The following is an 18726-nucleotide window of genomic DNA, read 5'->3' as shown; positions in this document are numbered from 1 at the left end:
TCAAACACGCTGGCGTGAACAAACTTATAATGACGCTTCACTCTGGCCGGAAGACTAACGCCGCATGAAATATCAGGATTTACGAGACTTTCTCGCGCTGCTGGAACAGCGCGGCGAGTTAAAGCGCATCACTCAGGAGATCGATCCTGTCCTCGAGATGACCGAAATCGCCGACCGCACGCTGCGGGCCGGTGGCCCGGCGCTGCTGTTCGAAAACCCGAAGGGCTACAGCATGCCGGTGCTGTGCAACCTGTTTGGCACGCCGAAGCGCGTGGCGATGGGTATGGGCCAGGAAGAGGTCAGCGCGCTGCGCGAAGTGGGTAAGCTGCTGGCGTTTCTGAAAGAGCCGGAGCCGCCGAAAGGGTTCCGCGATCTGTTCGATAAGATGCCGCAGTTCAAACAGGTGCTGAACATGCCGACCAAACGGCTGCGTAATGCGCCGTGTCAGGAAGAGATTTTCAGCGGTGACGAGGTCGACCTGGCACGCATCCCGGTCATGAAATGCTGGCCGGGCGATGCGGCCCCACTGATCACCTGGGGTTTAACCGTCTCACGTGGACCGCATAAAGAGCGGCAGAACCTCGGCATTTATCGTCAGCAGGTGATTGGTAAAAACCGGGTGATTATGCGCTGGCTGTCGCATCGCGGTGGCGCGCTGGATTTCCAGGAGTGGTGCAAAGCGCATCCCGGTGAACGCTTCCCAGTGGCGGTGGCGCTGGGCGCCGATCCGGCCACCATTCTTGGCGCAGTCACGCCGGTGCCGGATACGCTATCGGAATATGCGTTTGCCGGTCTGCTGCGCGGCAACAAAACCGAGGTGGTGAAGTGCGTCTCGAACGATCTGGAAGTGCCGGCCAGCGCCGAAATCGTGCTGGAAGGCTACATCGAACCGGGTGACATGGCGCCGGAAGGGCCGTACGGCGATCACACCGGCTACTACAATGAAGTAGACAGCTTCCCGGTGTTTACCGTGACGCACGTGACCCAGCGGCGCAACCCGATTTACCACTCCACCTACACCGGCCGTCCGCCGGATGAGCCCGCGGTACTGGGCGTGGCGCTGAACGAAGTGCTGGTGCCGATTCTGATCAAACAGTTCCCGGAGATTGTGGATTTCTATCTGCCGCCGGAAGGCTGCTCTTATCGCCTCGCGGTAGTGACGATTAAAAAACAGTATGCCGGTCACGCCAAGCGCGTGATGTTCGGCGTGTGGTCGTTCCTGCGCCAGTTTATGTACACCAAGTTTGTGATTGTGTGTGACGATGACGTCAACGCGCGTGACTGGAACGACGTGATTTGGGCCATCACCACGCGGATGGATCCGGCGCGCGATACGGTACTGGTAGAAAACACGCCGATTGACTATCTCGACTTCGCTTCGCCGGTTTCCGGACTTGGCTCGAAGATGGGACTGGATGCCACCAACAAGTGGCCGGGTGAAACCCAGCGTGAATGGGGGACGCCGATTGTGAAAGATCCTGCGGTTACGGCGCGTATTGATGCAATCTGGGATGAGTTAGCGATCTTTGCCGAGCCGCCGCAGCGCTGATGGCGGCTGAGAACCATAAAAAAGGGCACCTATGACGACGTTAAGCTGCAAAGTGACTTCGGTTGAAGCAATTACGGACACGGTTTACCGCGTGCGGTTAATTCCGGCGGCGGATTTTAGCTTCCGCGCCGGCCAGTATCTGATGGTGGTGATGGATGAGCGCGACAAGCGCCCATTTTCGCTGGCATCGACGCCAATGGAAAAGGACATCATTGAGCTGCACATTGGTGCCTCAGAGCTGAACCTGTACGCCATGGCGGTGATGGATCGCATCAAAAACGATCGGCAGATCACCGTGGATATGCCGCACGGCGACGCCTGGCTGCGTGAAGACAGCGCGCGGCCGATTGTGCTGATTGCCGGCGGCACCGGCTTCTCCTATGCGCGTTCGATTCTGCTGACCGCGCTGGCGCAGCAGCCGGATCGCGATATCGCTATCTACTGGGGCGGCCGCGAGCTGAGACATCTGTACGATCTGGATGAGCTCAATGCGCTGGCGGTGAAGCATCCGAACCTGAAAGTGATTCCGGTGGTGGAGCAGCCGGCGGAGGACTGGCAGGGGCGCAGCGGCACGGTGCTGACCGCGGTGATGCAGGATTATGCCAGCCTGAGCGGACACGATATCTATATTGCTGGCCGGTTTGAGATGGCAAAAATTGCCCGCGAGCGCTTCTGTGCCGAACGTGGTGCGTTAGAAGCGCAGATGTATGGCGATGCGTTTGCCTTTATCTGATGTGTGATGCGGTGCGCATGCACGTGCCGCTGCAAAAAAAAAAGCCCGCCCGGTTGGGCGGGAACACGTGCAAGTGTAGTGGTCAACGTATTAAACCCGTTCGAATACCGTCGCGATGCCCTGGCCTAAGCCAATGCACATGGTTGCCAGACCAAACTGTGCATCGCGACGCTCCATCAGATTCAGCAACGTGGTGCTGATACGAGCTCCGGAACATCCCAGCGGATGCCCGAGTGCGATTGCGCCGCCGTTAAGGTTCACTTTCTCATCCAGCTGCTCCAGCAGCCCTAAATCTTTCAGGCACGGCAGCGTCTGCGCGGCGAAGGCTTCGTTGAGTTCGAACAGATCGATATCCTGCACGCTCAGCCCGGCGCGCTTCAGCGCCAGCTTACTGGCCGGTACCGGGCCGTAACCCATGATCGACGGATCGCAGCCAACCACCGCCATGCTGCGGATGCGTGCGCGCGGCGACAGCCCCAGTTCGCGCGCCCGGCTTTCGCTCATGATCAGCATGGCGGCCGCGCCGTCGGACAGCGCCGACGAACTGCCGGCGGTAACCGTGCCGTTGACCGGATCGAACGCCGGACGCAGCGCGGCTAAGCCTTCAAGGCTGGTGTCCTCGCGAATCACTTCGTCGCTGTCATAGCGTTTCAGCACGCCATCGGCATCGTGGCCGTAGGTCGGCACGATTTCGCGTCTGAAATCACCGCGCTGAGTGGCGGCCGCAGCGCGCTGGTGTGAACGCAGCGCGAAGGCGTCCTGCTGTTCACGGCTGATGTGGTGCATGCGCGCCAGCATCTCGGCGGTCAGCCCCATCATGCCAGCCGCTTTCGCCACGGTGCGCCCCAGGCCGGGATGAAAATCCACGCCGTGGTTCATCGGTACGTGGCCCATATGTTCCACGCCGCCAATCAGACAGCTGTGGGCATCGCCGACCATAATCGCGCGCGCCGCATCGTGCAGCGCCTGCATGGACGAGCCGCACAGGCGATTGACGGTGCTGGCCGGCACGCGATGCGGGATCTCCGCCAGCAGCGCGGCGTTGCGGGCGATATTAAAGCCCTGTTCCAGCGTCTGCTGCACGCAGCCCCAGATAATGTCATCCAGCGCGGCGGCATCGACGGCCGGATTGCGGCTGAGGAGTTCGCGCATCAGATGGGCGGAGAGATCCTCGGCGCGCACCTGGCGAAAGGCGCCGCCTTTGGAACGGCCCATCGGCGTGCGCACGGCATCAACAATCACTACGTTTTCCATGTTCATTACCTCAGGCAGTTTGCAGCGCCGCTGCGTCAATCGGTTGAGCGACGGGATACCAGCTCTGATGCTGGTGGGCTTTCTGAACCAGCAGCTCAGGTAGCGCGTACAGCGGGCCGAGCGCGAGGTAGCGTTTAGCCTGATCGACGACATTGCTGATGCCCAGCGTGTCCATATAGCGGAACGCGCCACCGCGGAACGGCGGGAAGCCTAAGCCATACACCAGCGCCATATCCGCCTCGGCGGGGGAAGCGATGATGTTTTCTTCGAGGCAGCGCACCACTTCGTTGAGCATCGGCAGCGTCATGCGGTTGGCGATCTCTTCATCGCTGAATACCCGCTTCGGTTCACATACCGGCTCCAGCAGCGCATCGACATCTGCATCGGCGCGCTTCTGCGCTTTGCCTTTTTTGTCCTGTTCCCAGCGGTAAAAGCCCTGGCCGTTTTTCTGGCCGTAGCGTTTGGCTTCAAACAGCACATCAATGGCATCGCGGTAATCTTTCTGCATCCGCGACGGGAAGCCCTGGGCCATCACCTGTTGCGCATGATGCGCGGTATCAATGCCCACCACGTCCAGCAGCCACGCCGGCCCCATCGGCCAGCCAAACTGCTTCTCCATCACTTTATCGATCTGGCGGAAGTCCGCGCCGTCGCGCAGTAGCAGGCTGAAGGCGGCAAAGTAGGGGAACAGCACACGGTTCACAAAGAAGCCGGGGCAGTCATTCACTACAATTGGCGTTTTGCCCATCTTGCTGGCCCACGCCACCACTTTACTGATGGTGGCTTCAGAGGTTTGCGCACCGCGAATCACTTCGACCAGCGGCATACGCGGCACCGGATTGAAGAAGTGCATGCCGCAGAAATTTTGCGGACGCTGCAGTGCCTGCGCCAGCTGGCTGATTGGAATGGTGGAGGTATTCGAGGCCAGCACGGCATCATCCCGCAGCTGCTGCTCGGTTTCAGCCAGCACTTTGGCTTTGATTTGCGGGTTCTCGACCACCGCTTCGACCACCACATCGGCGCGATCAAAGCCGCTGTAATCCAGCGTCGGCTGAATGCTCGCCAGCACGCTCGCCAGCCTGGTACCGTCAATTTTGCCGCGCTCCAGCTGCTTATTAAGCAGCTTGCTGGCTTCATTCATGCCCAGCGTCAGCGCCTGCGGATTAATATCTTTCATCTTCACCGGCACGCCTTTCCAGGCCGACTGCCAGGCGATCCCGCCGCCCATGATGCCTGCGCCCAGTACCGCCGCCTGCTCTGGCGTGCCGGCCGCGCTGCTGTGTTTCTTCGCCAGGCCTTTTACGTACTGGTCATTGAGGAAGATGCCGACCAGCGCGCGTGCCACATCGCTCTGCGCCAGCGGCACAAAGGCAGCGGTTTCCAGCTTCAGCGCATCATCACGACCTAAGCCCGCTGCCGCTTCGATGGTTCGCACCACGGCGATCGGCGCTGGATAGTGTTTACCGGCGGTTTGCTGCACCATGCTTTTGGCGAGGGTAAAACTCATCGCAGCTTCAATCGGACTGAGCTTAAGCGGTGCCAGCTTCGGCGCACGACGCGCCTGCCAGCTGCCCTGGGCTATGGCATCCTGCAGCATGGTCAGCGCCGCGCTGCGCAGCTTCTCGCTGCTGACCACCGCATCCACCAGACCGAGCTTCAGCGCGCCCGGGCCATCAATATCTTTACCGGCGGCGATGATCTCCAGCGCGCTGTCGGCACCGAGCAGGCGCGGCAGACGCACGCTGCCGCCGAAGCCCGGCATAATGCCGAGTTTGGTTTCCGGCAGGCCAATGCGCGCGGTGGGCGTGGTCACGCGGAAGTCGGTCGCCAGCACACACTCGCAGCCCCCGCCCAGTGCGTAGCCGTCGATGGCGGCGATGGTTGGCACCGGCAAATCTTCCAGACGATTAAAGATGCTGTTGGCAAATGTCAGCCACTGGCTGAGCTGCTCAGCGGGCGCATCAAACAGCGACAGGAATTCTGTGATATCCGCCCCGACAATAAACGCCGGTTTGGCGGAAGAGAGCAGCAGGCCGCGCAGCGTGCTTTGCTGCTCCAGTACGCTCAGCGCCTCGCCTAAGGCGGCGACGGTTTTGGTATCAAGTTTGTTCACCGAACCGGGCGCATCAAAAACCAGCTCGGCGATGCCATCGTCAAGCCAGTGCACTGAAAGGGTATCGCCTTGGTAGAGCATGTCCGTCTCCTGAAACGCGAAAGGTGATCTGGTCATACCAGATGATCAGGAGTGTGGGTGTCATGTTAATTTTTTGCAAACAAGAGTTTGCTTATTTGATACGGCGATCACAGCGCGCGCAGCACGGCATCCCCCGCGCGGCTGTGCTACACTGCCGCCACTTTCGCGACATCGGAGACAAGTCCATGGATTCACTGAAAACCCTGTATCACGCGCATATCTCAACGCTGCAGCAGCGTGCGCAACAGGTGCTGGCGCGCTTTAAGCTGGACGCCATGCTGATTCATTCAGGCGAGTTGCTGACCGTATTTCTTGACGATCATGACTATCCGTTTAAGGTGAATCCCCAGTTTAAAGCCTGGGTACCAGTGACGCAGGTGCCCAACTGCTGGCTGTGGATCGATGGCGTGAATAAACCCAAACTGTGGTTCTACTCGCCGGTCGATTACTGGCACAACGTCGAGCCATTGCCGGACAGCTTCTGGACCCAGGATGTTGAGGTCATCGGCCTGAAAAACGCTGACGATATCGCTCAGCTGTTGCCGGCACAGCGCGACAATGTGGCCTATATCGGGCCGGTACCGTCCCGCGCCACCCAGCTGGGCATCCGCAGCGAGGGGATCAATCCCCAGGGCGTCATCGACTTCCTGCATTATCATCGCAGCATCAAAACCGATTACGAGCTGGCCTGTATGCGCGAAGCGCAGAAGCTGGCGGTGGCAGGCCATCGCGCAGCGAAAGAGGCGTTCTTCTCCGGCATGAGCGAGTTTGATATCAATCTTGCCTATCTGACTGCCACCGGCCACCGTGACATTGATGTACCGTATGGCAATATCATCGCGCTGAATGAACATGCTGCGGTGTTGCACTACACCCGGCTTGACCATCAGCCGCCGGCGAAACGTCACAGCTTCCTGATTGATGCCGGCGCAGAGTATCTTGGCTATGCGGCAGACCTGACGCGCAGCTACGCGGCGCAGAGCAAAACGCGCTACGCGGAAATGGTTGCCGCGATGAATAAAGAAGAGCTGGCGCTGATCGCCACGCTGAAAGCCGGCGTGCGCTATACCGATTACCATCTGCAAATGCATCAGCGTATCGCGCGTCTGCTGCTGAAGTTTGAACTGGTGCAGGGGCTGAGCGAAGAGACGCTGGTGGCGGAAAACCTCACCGGCCCCTTCATGCCGCACGGTCTCGGCCATCCGCTGGGCCTGCAGGTGCACGACGTTGCCGGGTTTATGCAGGACGACAGCGGCACGCATCTGGCGGCGCCATCGCAATATCCTTATCTGCGCTGTACACGGGTACTGCAGCCGGGCATGGTGCTGACCATTGAACCGGGCTTCTATATTATCGATTCACTGCTGGCGCCGCTGCGCAGCGGTAAGTTCAGTCAGCACTTTGACTGGCAGGCGATTGATGCTCTGAAGCCGTACGGAGGCATTCGTATTGAGGATAATGTGGTGATTCACGCCAGCCGCATCGAAAACATGACGCGTGACTTGCATCTGGCCTGATGGACGCTTACGACATTCCCGCTGAGGCCGTCAGTCTCAGCGAGGAGACCATCAAAAAGAGCCGCTTTATTACCCTGCTGGCGCATACCGATGGGGTGGCCGCTGCGCGCGCCTTTGTGCAGCAGGTGAAGCACGAACACCCGACCGCGCGGCATCACTGCTGGGCCTGGGTGGCGGGCGCGCCCGATGATTCACAACAGCTGGGATTTTCTGACGATGGCGAACCCTCCGGCACGGCCGGTAAGCCGATGCTGGCGCAGCTGATGGGCAGCGGCGTGGGCGAGATCACCGCCGTGGTGGTGCGCTATTATGGCGGAATCATGCTGGGCACCGGCGGGCTGGTGAAAGCCTACGGTGGCGGCGTGCAGCAGGGGCTGAAGCTGCTGGCGCGCCAGCGCAAAGTGCCGATGCAATGTTTCACCCTGCAGTGTGACTATGCGCAACTGAGCGATATAGAGCGCCTGCTGCAGCGTTTTGACGGCAGCATTGAACAGAGCCATTATCAGGATCGCATTACGCTACGTCTGGCGTTGCCCCATCCGCAGATTGATGGCTTCAGGCAAAACCTCTCTGATTACAGCCGGGGCGCTTTGGCGCTGATCCCGCTGGACAACTAACCGCATCTGTTTAAAGGAAACGGCTGAATGCATTTTCGCGCCATTACCCGCATCGTGGGCCTGCTGGTGATTCTTTTCTCGGTAACCATGATCCTGCCTGGCTTAGTGGCCCTGATTTATCGCGACGGTGCCGGGCGCGCGTTCAGTCAGACGTTTATGATGGCGATCGTCATCGGTTCGCTGCTGTGGTGGCCCAACCGCAAACAAAAAAGTGAGCTGAAACCGCGTGAAGGCTTTCTGATTGTGGTGCTGTTCTGGACCGTGCTGGGCAGCGTGGGGGCAATGCCGTTTATCTTCGCCGAGCAGCCACATCTGTCGGTGACCGACGCCTTCTTCGAATCGTTCTCTGGCTTAACCACCACCGGTGCCACTACGTTAGTAGGGCTCGACTCGCTGCCCAAAGCGATTCTGTTCTATCGCCAGATGCTGCAGTGGCTTGGCGGCATGGGGATCATCGTGCTGGCGGTGGCCATTCTGCCGATTCTTGGCGTCGGCGGCATGCAGCTGTACCGCGCCGAGATGCCGGGACCGCTGAAAGATAACAAAATGCGCCCGCGCATTGCCGAAACGGCTAAAACCCTGTGGCTGATTTATGTGCTGCTGACGGTGGCCTGTGCGCTGGCGCTGTGGCTGGCGGGCATGCCGATGTTTGATGCTATCGGCCACAGCTTCTCGACCATCGCCATCGGCGGTTTTTCTACCCATGATGCCAGCATCGGCTACTTCAATAGCCCGACCATTAATACCATCGTGGCGATTTTCCTGCTGATCTCCGGCTGTAACTACGGCCTGCACTTCTCATTGCTCAGCGGGCGAAACCTGAAAGTCTACTGGCGCGACCCGGAATTCCGCATGTTCATTGGCGTGCAGCTGACGCTGGTGCTGATTTGTACCCTGGTGCTGTGGTTCCATAATGTCTATTCCAGCGGCTGGCAAACCCTCAATCAGGCGTTTTTCCAGGTGGTATCGATGGCGACGACGGCGGGCTTTACCACCGACAGTATTGCGCGCTGGCCGCTGTTCCTGCCGGTGCTGCTGCTGTGTTCAGCCTTTATCGGCGGTATGGCGGGTTCGACCGGCGGTGGCCTGAAGGTGATTCGCATTCTGCTGCTGTGCAAGCAAGGGTCGCGCGAACTGAAACGCCTGGTGCATCCCAATGCGGTCTATACCATTAAGCTGGGGAACCGTGCGCTGCCGGAACGTATTCTCGAAGCGGTGTGGGGCTTTTTCTCGGCTTACGCGCTGGTGTTTCTGGTCAGCATGCTGGCGATTATCGCCACCGGCGTGGATGACTTCTCGGCCTTCGCCGCAGTGGCGGCGACGCTGAATAACCTTGGCCCGGGTCTGGGTGTGGTGGCAGATAACTTCACGTCGATGAATGATGTCGCCAAGTGGATTTTAATCTCCACCATGCTGTTTGGACGCCTTGAAGTGTTCACGCTGCTGGTGCTGTTCACGCCCACCTTCTGGCGCGAATAATAAAACAGGAATGAGTGATGAAAGCGTTAATTCTTTATTCCAGCCGTGACGGGCAAACCCGTGAAATCGCGGCGCGTATTGCCCGCACGCTGACACCGCAGCAGCTGTGCGATGTGCTGGATCTGACACAGGCGCCGCAGGTGGAGTGGGCACAGTATGATCGCGTGCTGATTGGCGCCTCGATCCGCTATGGTCATTTCCAGCCCGAGCTGATGAAATTCGTCACGCAACATAAGGCGGCACTGCAGCAGCGCGTCAGCGGCTTTTTCAGCGTCAATCTTACTGCGCGCAAAGCCGATAAGTGCACGCCGGAAACCAATGCCTATACGCGTAAATTCCTGGCGCAGTCACCGTGGCAACCGGATCGCTGTGCGGTGTTTGCCGGTGCGCTACGCTATCCACGCTATCGCTGGTTCGATCGCATCATGATTCAGTTCATTATGCGTATGACCGGCGGCGAAACGGATACATCGAAGGAAGTTGAATACACCGACTGGGAGAAAGTCACGCGTTTTGCCCAGGATTTCGCACAGTTACCAGGTAAATTGCCGCAAAATAACGCGTAGTGGTGAAATTTAGGCCGAACGATCATTTTTTTGCAATAAACCCTTGTCAGCCAGAATTAACTCCCTATAATGCGCCACCACTGAGACGGCAAAGCGGCAACGCAGACGGCTCAGCAGGGCGTGAAGCGATTCACCCCGCCGGAGAAAAACGCTGAAAAAAGTGTTTGACTCTGAAGGAGGAAAGCGTAATATACGCCACCTCGCGACAGCAGGCCGAACGCCGCGTCGCACCGCTCTTTAACAATTTATCAGACAATCTGTGTGGGCACTCGCAGGATTGATATCAGCGTCTCCGGACGTAAAAAATATCAAGTCTTTGCTGAGTGAACACGTAATTCATTACGAAGTTTAATTCACAGAGCATCGCTGCACTCGTTGCAGCAAATCAAACTTAAATTGAAGAGTTTGATCATGGCTCAGATTGAACGCTGGCGGCAGGCCTAACACATGCAAGTCGAACGGCAGCACAGAAGAGCTTGCTCTTTGGGTGGCGAGTGGCGGACGGGTGAGTAATGTCTGGGAAACTGCCCGATGGAGGGGGATAACTACTGGAAACGGTAGCTAATACCGCATAACGTCGCAAGACCAAAGTGGGGGACCTTCGGGCCTCACACCATCGGATGTGCCCAGATGGGATTAGCTAGTAGGTGGGGTAATGGCTCACCTAGGCGACGATCCCTAGCTGGTCTGAGAGGATGACCAGCCACACTGGAACTGAGACACGGTCCAGACTCCTACGGGAGGCAGCAGTGGGGAATATTGCACAATGGGCGCAAGCCTGATGCAGCCATGCCGCGTGTATGAAGAAGGCCTTCGGGTTGTAAAGTACTTTCAGCGGGGAGGAAGGCGGTGAGGTTAATAACCTTGCCGATTGACGTTACCCGCAGAAGAAGCACCGGCTAACTCCGTGCCAGCAGCCGCGGTAATACGGAGGGTGCAAGCGTTAATCGGAATTACTGGGCGTAAAGCGCACGCAGGCGGTCTGTTAAGTCAGATGTGAAATCCCCGGGCTTAACCTGGGAACTGCATTTGAAACTGGCAGGCTTGAGTCTCGTAGAGGGGGGTAGAATTCCAGGTGTAGCGGTGAAATGCGTAGAGATCTGGAGGAATACCGGTGGCGAAGGCGGCCCCCTGGACGAAGACTGACGCTCAGGTGCGAAAGCGTGGGGAGCAAACAGGATTAGATACCCTGGTAGTCCACGCCGTAAACGATGTCGACTTGGAGGTTGTGCCCTTGAGGCGTGGCTTCCGGAGCTAACGCGTTAAGTCGACCGCCTGGGGAGTACGGCCGCAAGGTTAAAACTCAAATGAATTGACGGGGGCCCGCACAAGCGGTGGAGCATGTGGTTTAATTCGATGCAACGCGAAGAACCTTACCTGGCCTTGACATCCAGAGAACTTAGCAGAGATGCTTTGGTGCCTTCGGGAACTCTGAGACAGGTGCTGCATGGCTGTCGTCAGCTCGTGTTGTGAAATGTTGGGTTAAGTCCCGCAACGAGCGCAACCCTTATCCTTTGTTGCCAGCGATTCGGTCGGGAACTCAAAGGAGACTGCCGGTGATAAACCGGAGGAAGGTGGGGATGACGTCAAGTCATCATGGCCCTTACGGCCAGGGCTACACACGTGCTACAATGGCGCATACAAAGAGAAGCGACCTCGCGAGAGCAAGCGGACCTCATAAAGTGCGTCGTAGTCCGGATTGGAGTCTGCAACTCGACTCCATGAAGTCGGAATCGCTAGTAATCGTAGATCAGAATGCTACGGTGAATACGTTCCCGGGCCTTGTACACACCGCCCGTCACACCATGGGAGTGGGTTGCAAAAGAAGTAGGTAGCTTAACCTTCGGGAGGGCGCTTACCACTTTGTGATTCATGACTGGGGTGAAGTCGTAACAAGGTAACCGTAGGGGAACCTGCGGTTGGATCACCTCCTTACCTGAAGATACCTTCCCGCGAAGTGCTCACACAGATTGTCTGATAGAAAAGTAACGAGCAGGACGGCTGCGAAGTCGTGACACTTTGTGTCCCCTTCGTCTAGCGGTTAGGACTCCGCCCTTTCACGGCGGCAACAGGGGTTCGAATCCCCTAGGGGACGCCACTGCTTGGTGACAGGTGAAAGGTGTCTCCACAGAATATCTCAAAACTGACGGTAACGTCGTGTTTGAGATATTGCTCTTTAACAATCCGGAACAAGCTGAAAATTGAAACGACGCGTCGCTTCATTTCTCCGTAATAAGAAATGAATCACGATGCGTTCGGGTCTCTCAAATGCTTGCAGTCTGCAGCGTTGCAAAACGCCTGTGGGTTGTGAGGTTAAGCGACTAAGCGTACACGGTGGATGCCCTGGCAGTCAGAGGCGATGAAGGACGTGCTAATCTGCGAAAAGCGACGGTAAGGTGATATGAACCGCTACAGCCGTCGATGTCCGAATGGGGAAACCCGGTGCACTCTGTGCATCATCGTTAACTGAATACATAGGTTAACGAGGCGAACCGGGGGAACTGAAACATCTAAGTACCCCGAGGAAAAGAAATCAACCGAGATTCCCCCAGTAGCGGCGAGCGAACGGGGAGCAGCCCAGGACCTGAATCAGCTTGTGCATCAGTGGAAGCGTCTGGAAAGTCGCGCGATACCGGGTGACAGCCCCGTACACGAAGATGCATGAGTTGTGAGTCCGACGAGTAGGGCGGGACACGTGGTATCCTGTCTGAATATGGGGGGACCATCCTCCAAGGCTAAATACTCCTGACTGACCGATAGTGAACCAGTACCGTGAGGGAAAGGCGAAAAGAACCCCGGCGAGGGGAGTGAAACAGAACCTGAAACCGTGTACGTACAAGCAGTGGGAGCCTACTTGTTAGGTGACTGCGTACCTTTTGTATAATGGGTCAGCGACTTATATTCTGTAGCAAGGTTAACCGCATAGGGGAGCCGAAGGGAAACCGAGTCTTAATTGGGCGTTAAGTTGCAGGGTATAGACCCGAAACCCGGTGATCTAGCCATGGGCAGGTTGAAGGTTGGGTAACACTAACTGGAGGACCGAACCGACTAATGTTGAAAAATTAGCGGATGACTTGTGGCTGGGGGTGAAAGGCCAATCAAACCGGGAGATAGCTGGTTCTCCCCGAAAGCTATTTAGGTAGCGCCTCGTGAATTCATCTCCGGGGGTAGAGCACTGTTTCGGCTAGGGGGCCATCCCGGCTTACCAACCCGATGCAAACTGCGAATACCGGAGAATGTTATCACGGGAGACACACGGCGGGTGCTAACGTCCGTCGTGAAGAGGGAAACAACCCAGACCGCCAGCTAAGGTCCCAAAGTCATGGTTAAGTGGGAAACGATGTGGGAAGGCACAGACAGCCAGGATGTTGGCTTAGAAGCAGCCATCATTTAAAGAAAGCGTAATAGCTCACTGGTCGAGTCGGCCTGCGCGGAAGATGTAACGGGGCTAAACCATGCACCGAAGCTGCGGCAGCGACACTATGTGTTGTTGGGTAGGGGAGCGTTCTGTAAGCCGCTGAAGGTGTGCTGTGAGGCACGCTGGAGGTATCAGAAGTGCGAATGCTGACATAAGTAACGATAAAGCGGGTGAAAAGCCCGCTCGCCGGAAGACCAAGGGTTCCTGTCCAACGTTAATCGGGGCAGGGTGAGTCGACCCCTAAGGCGAGGCTGAAAAGCGTAGTCGATGGGAAACAGGTTAATATTCCTGTACTTGGTGTTACTGCGAAGGGGGGACGGAGAAGGCTAGGTTATCCGGGCGACGGTTGTCCCGGTTTAAGCGTGCAGGTGTGAAGACCAGGCAAATCCGGTCTTCTTTAACACTGAGGCGTGATGACGAGCCGCTACGGCGGTGAAGTAACTGATGCCCTGCTTCCAGGAAAAGCCTCTAAGCTCCAGGTAACACGAAATCGTACCCCAAACCGACACAGGTGGTCAGGTAGAGAATACCAAGGCGCTTGAGAGAACTCGGGTGAAGGAACTAGGCAAAATGGTGCCGTAACTTCGGGAGAAGGCACGCTGGCGCGTAGGTGAAGGGACTTGCTCCCGGAGCCGAGGCCAGTCGAAGATACCAGCTGGCTGCAACTGTTTATTAAAAACACAGCACTGTGCAAACACGAAAGTGGACGTATACGGTGTGACGCCTGCCCGGTGCCGGAAGGTTAATTGATGGGGTTATCCGCAAGGAGAAGCTCTTGATCGAAGCCCCGGTAAACGGCGGCCGTAACTATAACGGTCCTAAGGTAGCGAAATTCCTTGTCGGGTAAGTTCCGACCTGCACGAATGGCGTAATGATGGCCAGGCTGTCTCCACCCGAGACTCAGTGAAATTGAAATCGCTGTGAAGATGCAGTGTACCCGCGGCAAGACGGAAAGACCCCGTGAACCTTTACTATAGCTTGACACTGAACATTGAGCCTTGATGTGTAGGATAGGTGGGAGGCTTTGAAGCGCGGACGCCAGTCTGCGTGGAGCCAACCTTGAAATACCACCCTTTAATGTTTGATGTTCTAACGTAGGCCCGTAATCCGGGCTGCGGACAGTGTCTGGTGGGTAGTTTGACTGGGGCGGTCTCCTCCCAAAGCGTAACGGAGGAGCACGAAGGTTGGCTAATCCTGGTCGGACATCAGGAGGTTAGTGCAATGGCATAAGCCAGCTTGACTGCGAGAGTGACGGCTCGAGCAGGTGCGAAAGCAGGTCATAGTGATCCGGTGGTTCTGAATGGAAGGGCCATCGCTCAACGGATAAAAGGTACTCCGGGGATAACAGGCTGATACCGCCCAAGAGTTCATATCGACGGCGGTGTTTGGCACCTCGATGTCGGCTCATCACATCCTGGGGCTGAAGTAGGTCCCAAGGGTACGGCTGTTCGCCGTTTAAAGTGGTACGCGAGCTGGGTTTAGAACGTCGTGAGACAGTTCGGTCCCTATCTGCCGTGGGCGCTGGAGAATTGAGGGGGGTTGCTCCTAGTACGAGAGGACCGGAGTGAACGCACCGCTGGTGTTCGGGTTGTCATGCCAATGGCACTGCCCGGTAGCTAAGTGCGGAAGAGATAAGTGCTGAAAGCATCTAAGCACGAAACTTGCCCCGAGATGAGTTCTCCCTGACCCTTTAAGGGTCCTGAAGGGACGTTGAAGACGACGACGTTGATAGGCCGGGTGTGTAAGCGCAGCGATGCGTTGAGCTAACCGGTACTAATGACCCGTGAGGCTTAACCTTACAACGCCAGAGGCGTTTTGGTCTGAGAGACCGGAGAATTTTCAGCTTGTGACGGAAAAATTAGCGGAAACGAAAGATTTTACGCTGAGGCGAGGCGGCAGGCAGGAGGAAAGGAAGGAGCATACACGAGTATGTGACTGACTTTGCGAGGGCGGCCAACGCGGCATCAGTGAAAAAGATTCGTTTCGCGCACCAGAATTTGCCTGGCGGCAACAGCGCGGTGGTCCCACCTGACCCCATGCCGAACTCAGAAGTGAAACGCCGTAGCGCCGATGGTAGTGTGGGGCCTCCCCATGCGAGAGTAGGGAACTGCCAGGCATCAAACCCGTAAAGAAGCCCCGGACGAGAGTCCGGGGCTTTTTTACGTCCGTACTGCGGCAAATTTACCGCTAAAAACGCGAAAACTCCCCACTGTAAAACCGTGCAATCGGGTAAACTACGGCCAGATTAATCAGTAAAGGCCGTAACATGTCCAGCCCTCAGACTTCCCTGAAAGCGTTCAACACACTGGGTCTTGCAATCGCGGCTGAAAAGCTTGTTGTTGCGGATAGCGCAGAAGCCATTTCCTCTGCCTGGCACGCCAGCCAGCAAAATAATCAGCCGTTTATGGTGCTTGGCGAGGGCAGTAACGTCCTGTTCCTCGAAGATTTTGCCGGCTGCGTGGTGATAAACGCGATTAAAGGCATCACCCTGGAAGAGCACGACGAAGCCTGGCATCTGCACGTTGGTGCTGGCGAAAACTGGCATCAGTTGGTTGAGCACACTCTAAAGAAAGGCCTCACCGGGCTGGAAAATCTGGCGCTGATTCCAGGCGTGACGGGATCGGCACCAATCCAGAACATTGGCGCTTACGGTGTTGAATTTAAAGATATTTGCCAGTACGTCGAGGTGTTACACCTGCCGGATAGCACAGTCACGCGTCTGCACCGTGATGAGTGCCAGTTTGGCTATCGCGACAGCATCTTCAAACACGCGATGAAGCACGACTATGTGATTGTGGCCGTCGGGCTGCGTCTGGCTAAGCAGTGGAAACCGGTACTGAGCTATGGCGATCTGGCGAAGCTCAATCCCGCCACCGTATGCGCGTGGGACGTATTCAATGCGGTGTGCCATATGCGGCAAAGTAAGCTGCCCGATCCGCGCATAACAGGCAATGTAGGCAGTTTCTTTAAAAACCCCCTGATTTCCGCTCAGCAGGCAGAGGCATTGCTCACGCACTATCCTGCTATGCCGCACTATCCACAGCACAGTGGTGAGGTCAAGCTGGCCGCGGGCTGGCTGATCGATCAGTGTGCGTTGAAAGGCTATCGTCTTGGCGGTGCTGCGGTGCATCGTCAGCAGGCACTGGTACTGATCAATGAAGACAATGCCACACCGCAGGATATTGTCGCCCTGGCACATCATGTGCGTCAGGAGGTGGGGAAAAAATTTGCCGTGTGGCTGGAGCCAGAGGTGCGGTTTATTGGCGCGCAGGGCGAGCGTAACGCCGTCGAGGTGATTTCATGAAAGATCATAGCGTTCCATTAAAACTGGTCGCCCTGCTGGCCGATGGCGAATTTCACTCTGGTGAACAGCTGGGTGAAGCGCTCGGTATGAGCCGCGCTGCCGTGAATAAACATATTCAGACGCTGAAAAGCTGGGGCCTGGATGTCTACACCGTGACAGGGAAAGGTTACAGCCTGCCAGCGCCCATTCAGCTGCTGAATGAAGAGGCGATCCTGGCGCATCTGCATCAGCCGGATCTGGCGGTGATTCCGGTTATTGACTCCACGAATCAGTATTTACTCGATCGCATGGACCAGCTGAACTCCGGCTATGCGTGCATCGCGGAATATCAACAGGCCGGGCGCGGCCGGCGCGGACGGAAATGGTTCTCGCCGTTTGGCGCCAATCTCTACATGTCCATGTACTGGCGACTGGAGCAGGGGCCAGCTGCGGCAATGGGTCTGAGTCTGGTGATTGGTATCGTGATGGCAGAGGTTATCCAGTCGCTGGGCGCGGCAGACGTACGCGTTAAGTGGCCAAATGACCTCTATCTGCAGGATCGTAAACTGGCGGGTATTCTGGTTGAGCTCACCGGTAAAACCGGCGATGCGGCGCAAATTGTCATGGGCGCGGGGATCAACCTGGTGATGCGGGGCGAAGGCACGACGGAAATCAATCAGGGTTGGATCAATCTGCAGGAAGCCGGCATCGAGATCAATCGTAACGAACTCGCCGCCAGGCTGATAAACCGTCTGCGTGAAGCTTTACCGCTGTTTGAACGCGATGGGCTGGCGCCGTTTGTCGGCCGCTGGGAAGCGCTGGATAACTTTATCCATCGCCCGGTAAAACTGCTGATTGGCGATCGTGAAGTGCATGGCATTGCGCGCGGAATTGATAAGCAGGGCGGTTTATTGCTGGAACAGGATGGTGAGATTAAGTCCTGGGTCGGTGGGGAAATCTCATTACGTCCCGCTAATTAACACAGTAAACAGTGACGCATTAAACGCCCTGATAAAGCAGGGCGTTTTTAATACTATTTTCGCAACCGCACACTTTGCACGGCATGATCCGCAGACTTGGTCATAATCAGGCTGGCCCGCTCACGCGTAGGTAAGATGTTTTCTTTTAAATTCAGCCAGTTAATTTCTTTCCATAACCCACGTGCAATACTCTCTGCTTCCTCTTCAGGCAGCTGAGAATAGTGGTGGAAATAAGAGTCCGGATCGCTGAAGGCACCTTCGCGGAATTTAAGAAAGCGATTAACGTACCAGCGCTCTAATAAGTTTTCTGGCGCATCGACATATATTGAAAAGTCGACGAAATCTGAGACAAATACATGATGCGGATCGTGCGGATAATCCATACCGCTCTGCAGGACGTTCAGCCCTTCCAGAATCAGGATGTCCGGCTGCTGCACCATCTTATCGCCATCCGGGATGACATCGTATATCAGGTGTGAATACACCGGTGCGGTGACCTGACTGGCGCCCGATTTCAAATCCGATACGAACTTCACCAGTCGATGCATATCATACGACTGCGGGAAGCCTTTCTTCTTCATCAGGCCGCGCTCTTTCAGCACCGCATTAGGGTGCAAAAAGCCATCGGTGGTGATGAGTTCCACCTTGCGGTGCTCGGGCCAGCGGCTAAGCAGCGCCTGTAACACGCGCGCGGTGGTGCTTTTACCGACGGCGACACTGCCGGCAATACTGATAATGTAAGGGATCTTCTGGCCATTGGTGCCAAGGAACTGCTCCAGCACCGCCTGACGGCGCAGATTTGAACTGATATAGAAGTTCAGCAGACGTGATAGCGGCAGATAGATCTCAGCGACTTCTTCCAGCGAAAGATCTTCATTGATACCGCGCAGCCGTTCAATTTCGCTGGCGGCCAGCGTCATCGGTACGGAATCTCGCAGCGCAGCCCATTGCTGGCGATCAAACTGCAGGTAGGGCGTCGTCAGTGGCGTCGTTTTTTTACTCATAAGCATGCATCTGACCGCAAATTCTGGCTCATCAACACCTTGCAGCAACAGGCATACAGCGATGTGTCGAACTCAGTTGCACGTCACAGGGGTAATTTAACGAGAACAATGGGCAGGAGGGTAACACCAGTG

11 protein-coding genes, 1 tRNA gene and 3 rRNA genes are annotated in these 18726 nt (G+C 56.7%); 12 read left to right on the top strand and 3 right to left on the bottom strand.

Annotation, left to right across the window (positions count from 1 at the left end):
• Positions 1 to 64: 64 nt before the first annotated feature.
• Both ubiD and fre read left to right on the top strand, forming a co-directional pair.
• Entirely contained in the window at positions 65 to 1549 is a 1485-nt protein-coding gene (gene ubiD / locus ABVR31_RS18180; protein ID WP_021506941.1) for a 4-hydroxy-3-polyprenylbenzoate decarboxylase, read from the top strand.
• Between the two features lie 31 nt (positions 1550 to 1580).
• The gene (gene fre, locus ABVR31_RS18175) at positions 1581 to 2282 is read left to right on the top strand and encodes an NAD(P)H-flavin reductase (protein ID WP_021506940.1); all 702 of its coding nucleotides are present in this window, start codon (positions 1581 to 1583) and stop codon (positions 2280 to 2282) included.
• A gap of 90 nt (positions 2283 to 2372) precedes the next feature.
• On the opposite strand, the gene fadA is transcribed toward fre, so the two are convergent.
• Both fadA and fadB read right to left on the bottom strand, forming a co-directional pair.
• Positions 2373 to 3536: an acetyl-CoA C-acyltransferase FadA gene (fadA, locus tag ABVR31_RS18170; RefSeq protein WP_215480781.1), complete on the bottom strand. Its 1164-nt coding sequence runs from the start codon at positions 3534 to 3536 to the stop codon at positions 2373 to 2375.
• Positions 3537 to 3546: 10 nt separating this feature from the next.
• Complete coding sequence (gene fadB, locus ABVR31_RS18165; protein ID WP_372773760.1) at positions 3547 to 5730, bottom strand: fatty acid oxidation complex subunit alpha FadB; 2184 nt, start codon at positions 5728 to 5730, stop codon at positions 3547 to 3549.
• A 185-nt stretch (positions 5731 to 5915) separates the two neighbouring features.
• Here fadB and pepQ point away from each other — a divergent pair, with 185 nt between their 5' ends.
• From pepQ to birA, 10 genes are all read left to right on the top strand, one after another.
• A complete protein-coding gene (gene pepQ, locus ABVR31_RS18160; RefSeq protein ID WP_058758128.1) occupies positions 5916 to 7247 on the top strand; it encodes a Xaa-Pro dipeptidase in 1332 nt (443 codons plus the stop codon).
• The gene (locus tag ABVR31_RS18155) at positions 7247 to 7864 is read left to right on the top strand and encodes an IMPACT family protein (protein ID WP_058758129.1); all 618 of its coding nucleotides are present in this window, start codon (positions 7247 to 7249) and stop codon (positions 7862 to 7864) included. Before pepQ ends, ABVR31_RS18155 begins: the two co-directional genes overlap by 1 nt.
• 27 nt (positions 7865 to 7891) lie before the next feature.
• Entirely contained in the window at positions 7892 to 9343 is a 1452-nt protein-coding gene (trkH, locus tag ABVR31_RS18150; RefSeq protein WP_021506935.1) for a Trk system potassium transporter TrkH, read from the top strand.
• 17 nt (positions 9344 to 9360) lie between these two features.
• Positions 9361 to 9909, top strand: a complete 549-nt coding sequence (hemG, locus tag ABVR31_RS18145; RefSeq protein ID WP_125310352.1) for a menaquinone-dependent protoporphyrinogen IX dehydrogenase — start codon at positions 9361 to 9363, stop codon at positions 9907 to 9909.
• Between the two features lie 393 nt (positions 9910 to 10302).
• Positions 10303 to 11844, top strand: a 16S ribosomal RNA gene (locus tag ABVR31_RS18140).
• Between the two features lie 88 nt (positions 11845 to 11932).
• Positions 11933 to 12007 (top strand) — tRNA-Glu (locus ABVR31_RS18135).
• A gap of 213 nt (positions 12008 to 12220) precedes the next feature.
• Positions 12221 to 15125 (top strand): 23S ribosomal RNA (locus tag ABVR31_RS18130).
• Between the two features lie 202 nt (positions 15126 to 15327).
• Positions 15328 to 15443, top strand: a 5S ribosomal RNA gene (gene rrf, locus ABVR31_RS18125).
• Together the 16S, 23S and 5S rRNA genes with 1 tRNA gene alongside form the textbook arrangement of a ribosomal RNA operon.
• 150 nt (positions 15444 to 15593) lie before the next feature.
• Positions 15594 to 16631: a UDP-N-acetylmuramate dehydrogenase gene (murB, locus tag ABVR31_RS18120; RefSeq protein ID WP_058775753.1), complete on the top strand. Its 1038-nt coding sequence runs from the start codon at positions 15594 to 15596 to the stop codon at positions 16629 to 16631.
• A complete protein-coding gene (gene birA / locus ABVR31_RS18115; RefSeq protein ID WP_372773756.1) occupies positions 16628 to 17590 on the top strand; it encodes a bifunctional biotin--[acetyl-CoA-carboxylase] ligase/biotin operon repressor BirA in 963 nt (320 codons plus the stop codon). The genes murB and birA overlap by 4 nt, the downstream gene beginning before the upstream one ends.
• A 53-nt stretch (positions 17591 to 17643) precedes the next feature.
• On the opposite strand, the gene coaA is transcribed toward birA, so the two are convergent.
• Positions 17644 to 18594, bottom strand: coding sequence for a type I pantothenate kinase (gene coaA / locus ABVR31_RS18110; RefSeq protein ID WP_372773754.1), 951 nt, complete (start codon positions 18592 to 18594; stop codon positions 17644 to 17646).
• Positions 18595 to 18726 lie beyond the last annotated feature (132 nt).

The sequence above is a fragment of the Pantoea sp. WEP genome (genome assembly GCF_041678305.1).
In the GTDB taxonomy this organism is placed as follows: domain Bacteria; phylum Pseudomonadota; class Gammaproteobacteria; order Enterobacterales; family Enterobacteriaceae; genus Pantoea; species Pantoea dispersa.
The sequence above is the reverse complement of the archived record's forward strand: the minus strand, read 5'-3'. Positions and strand labels throughout refer to the sequence as shown.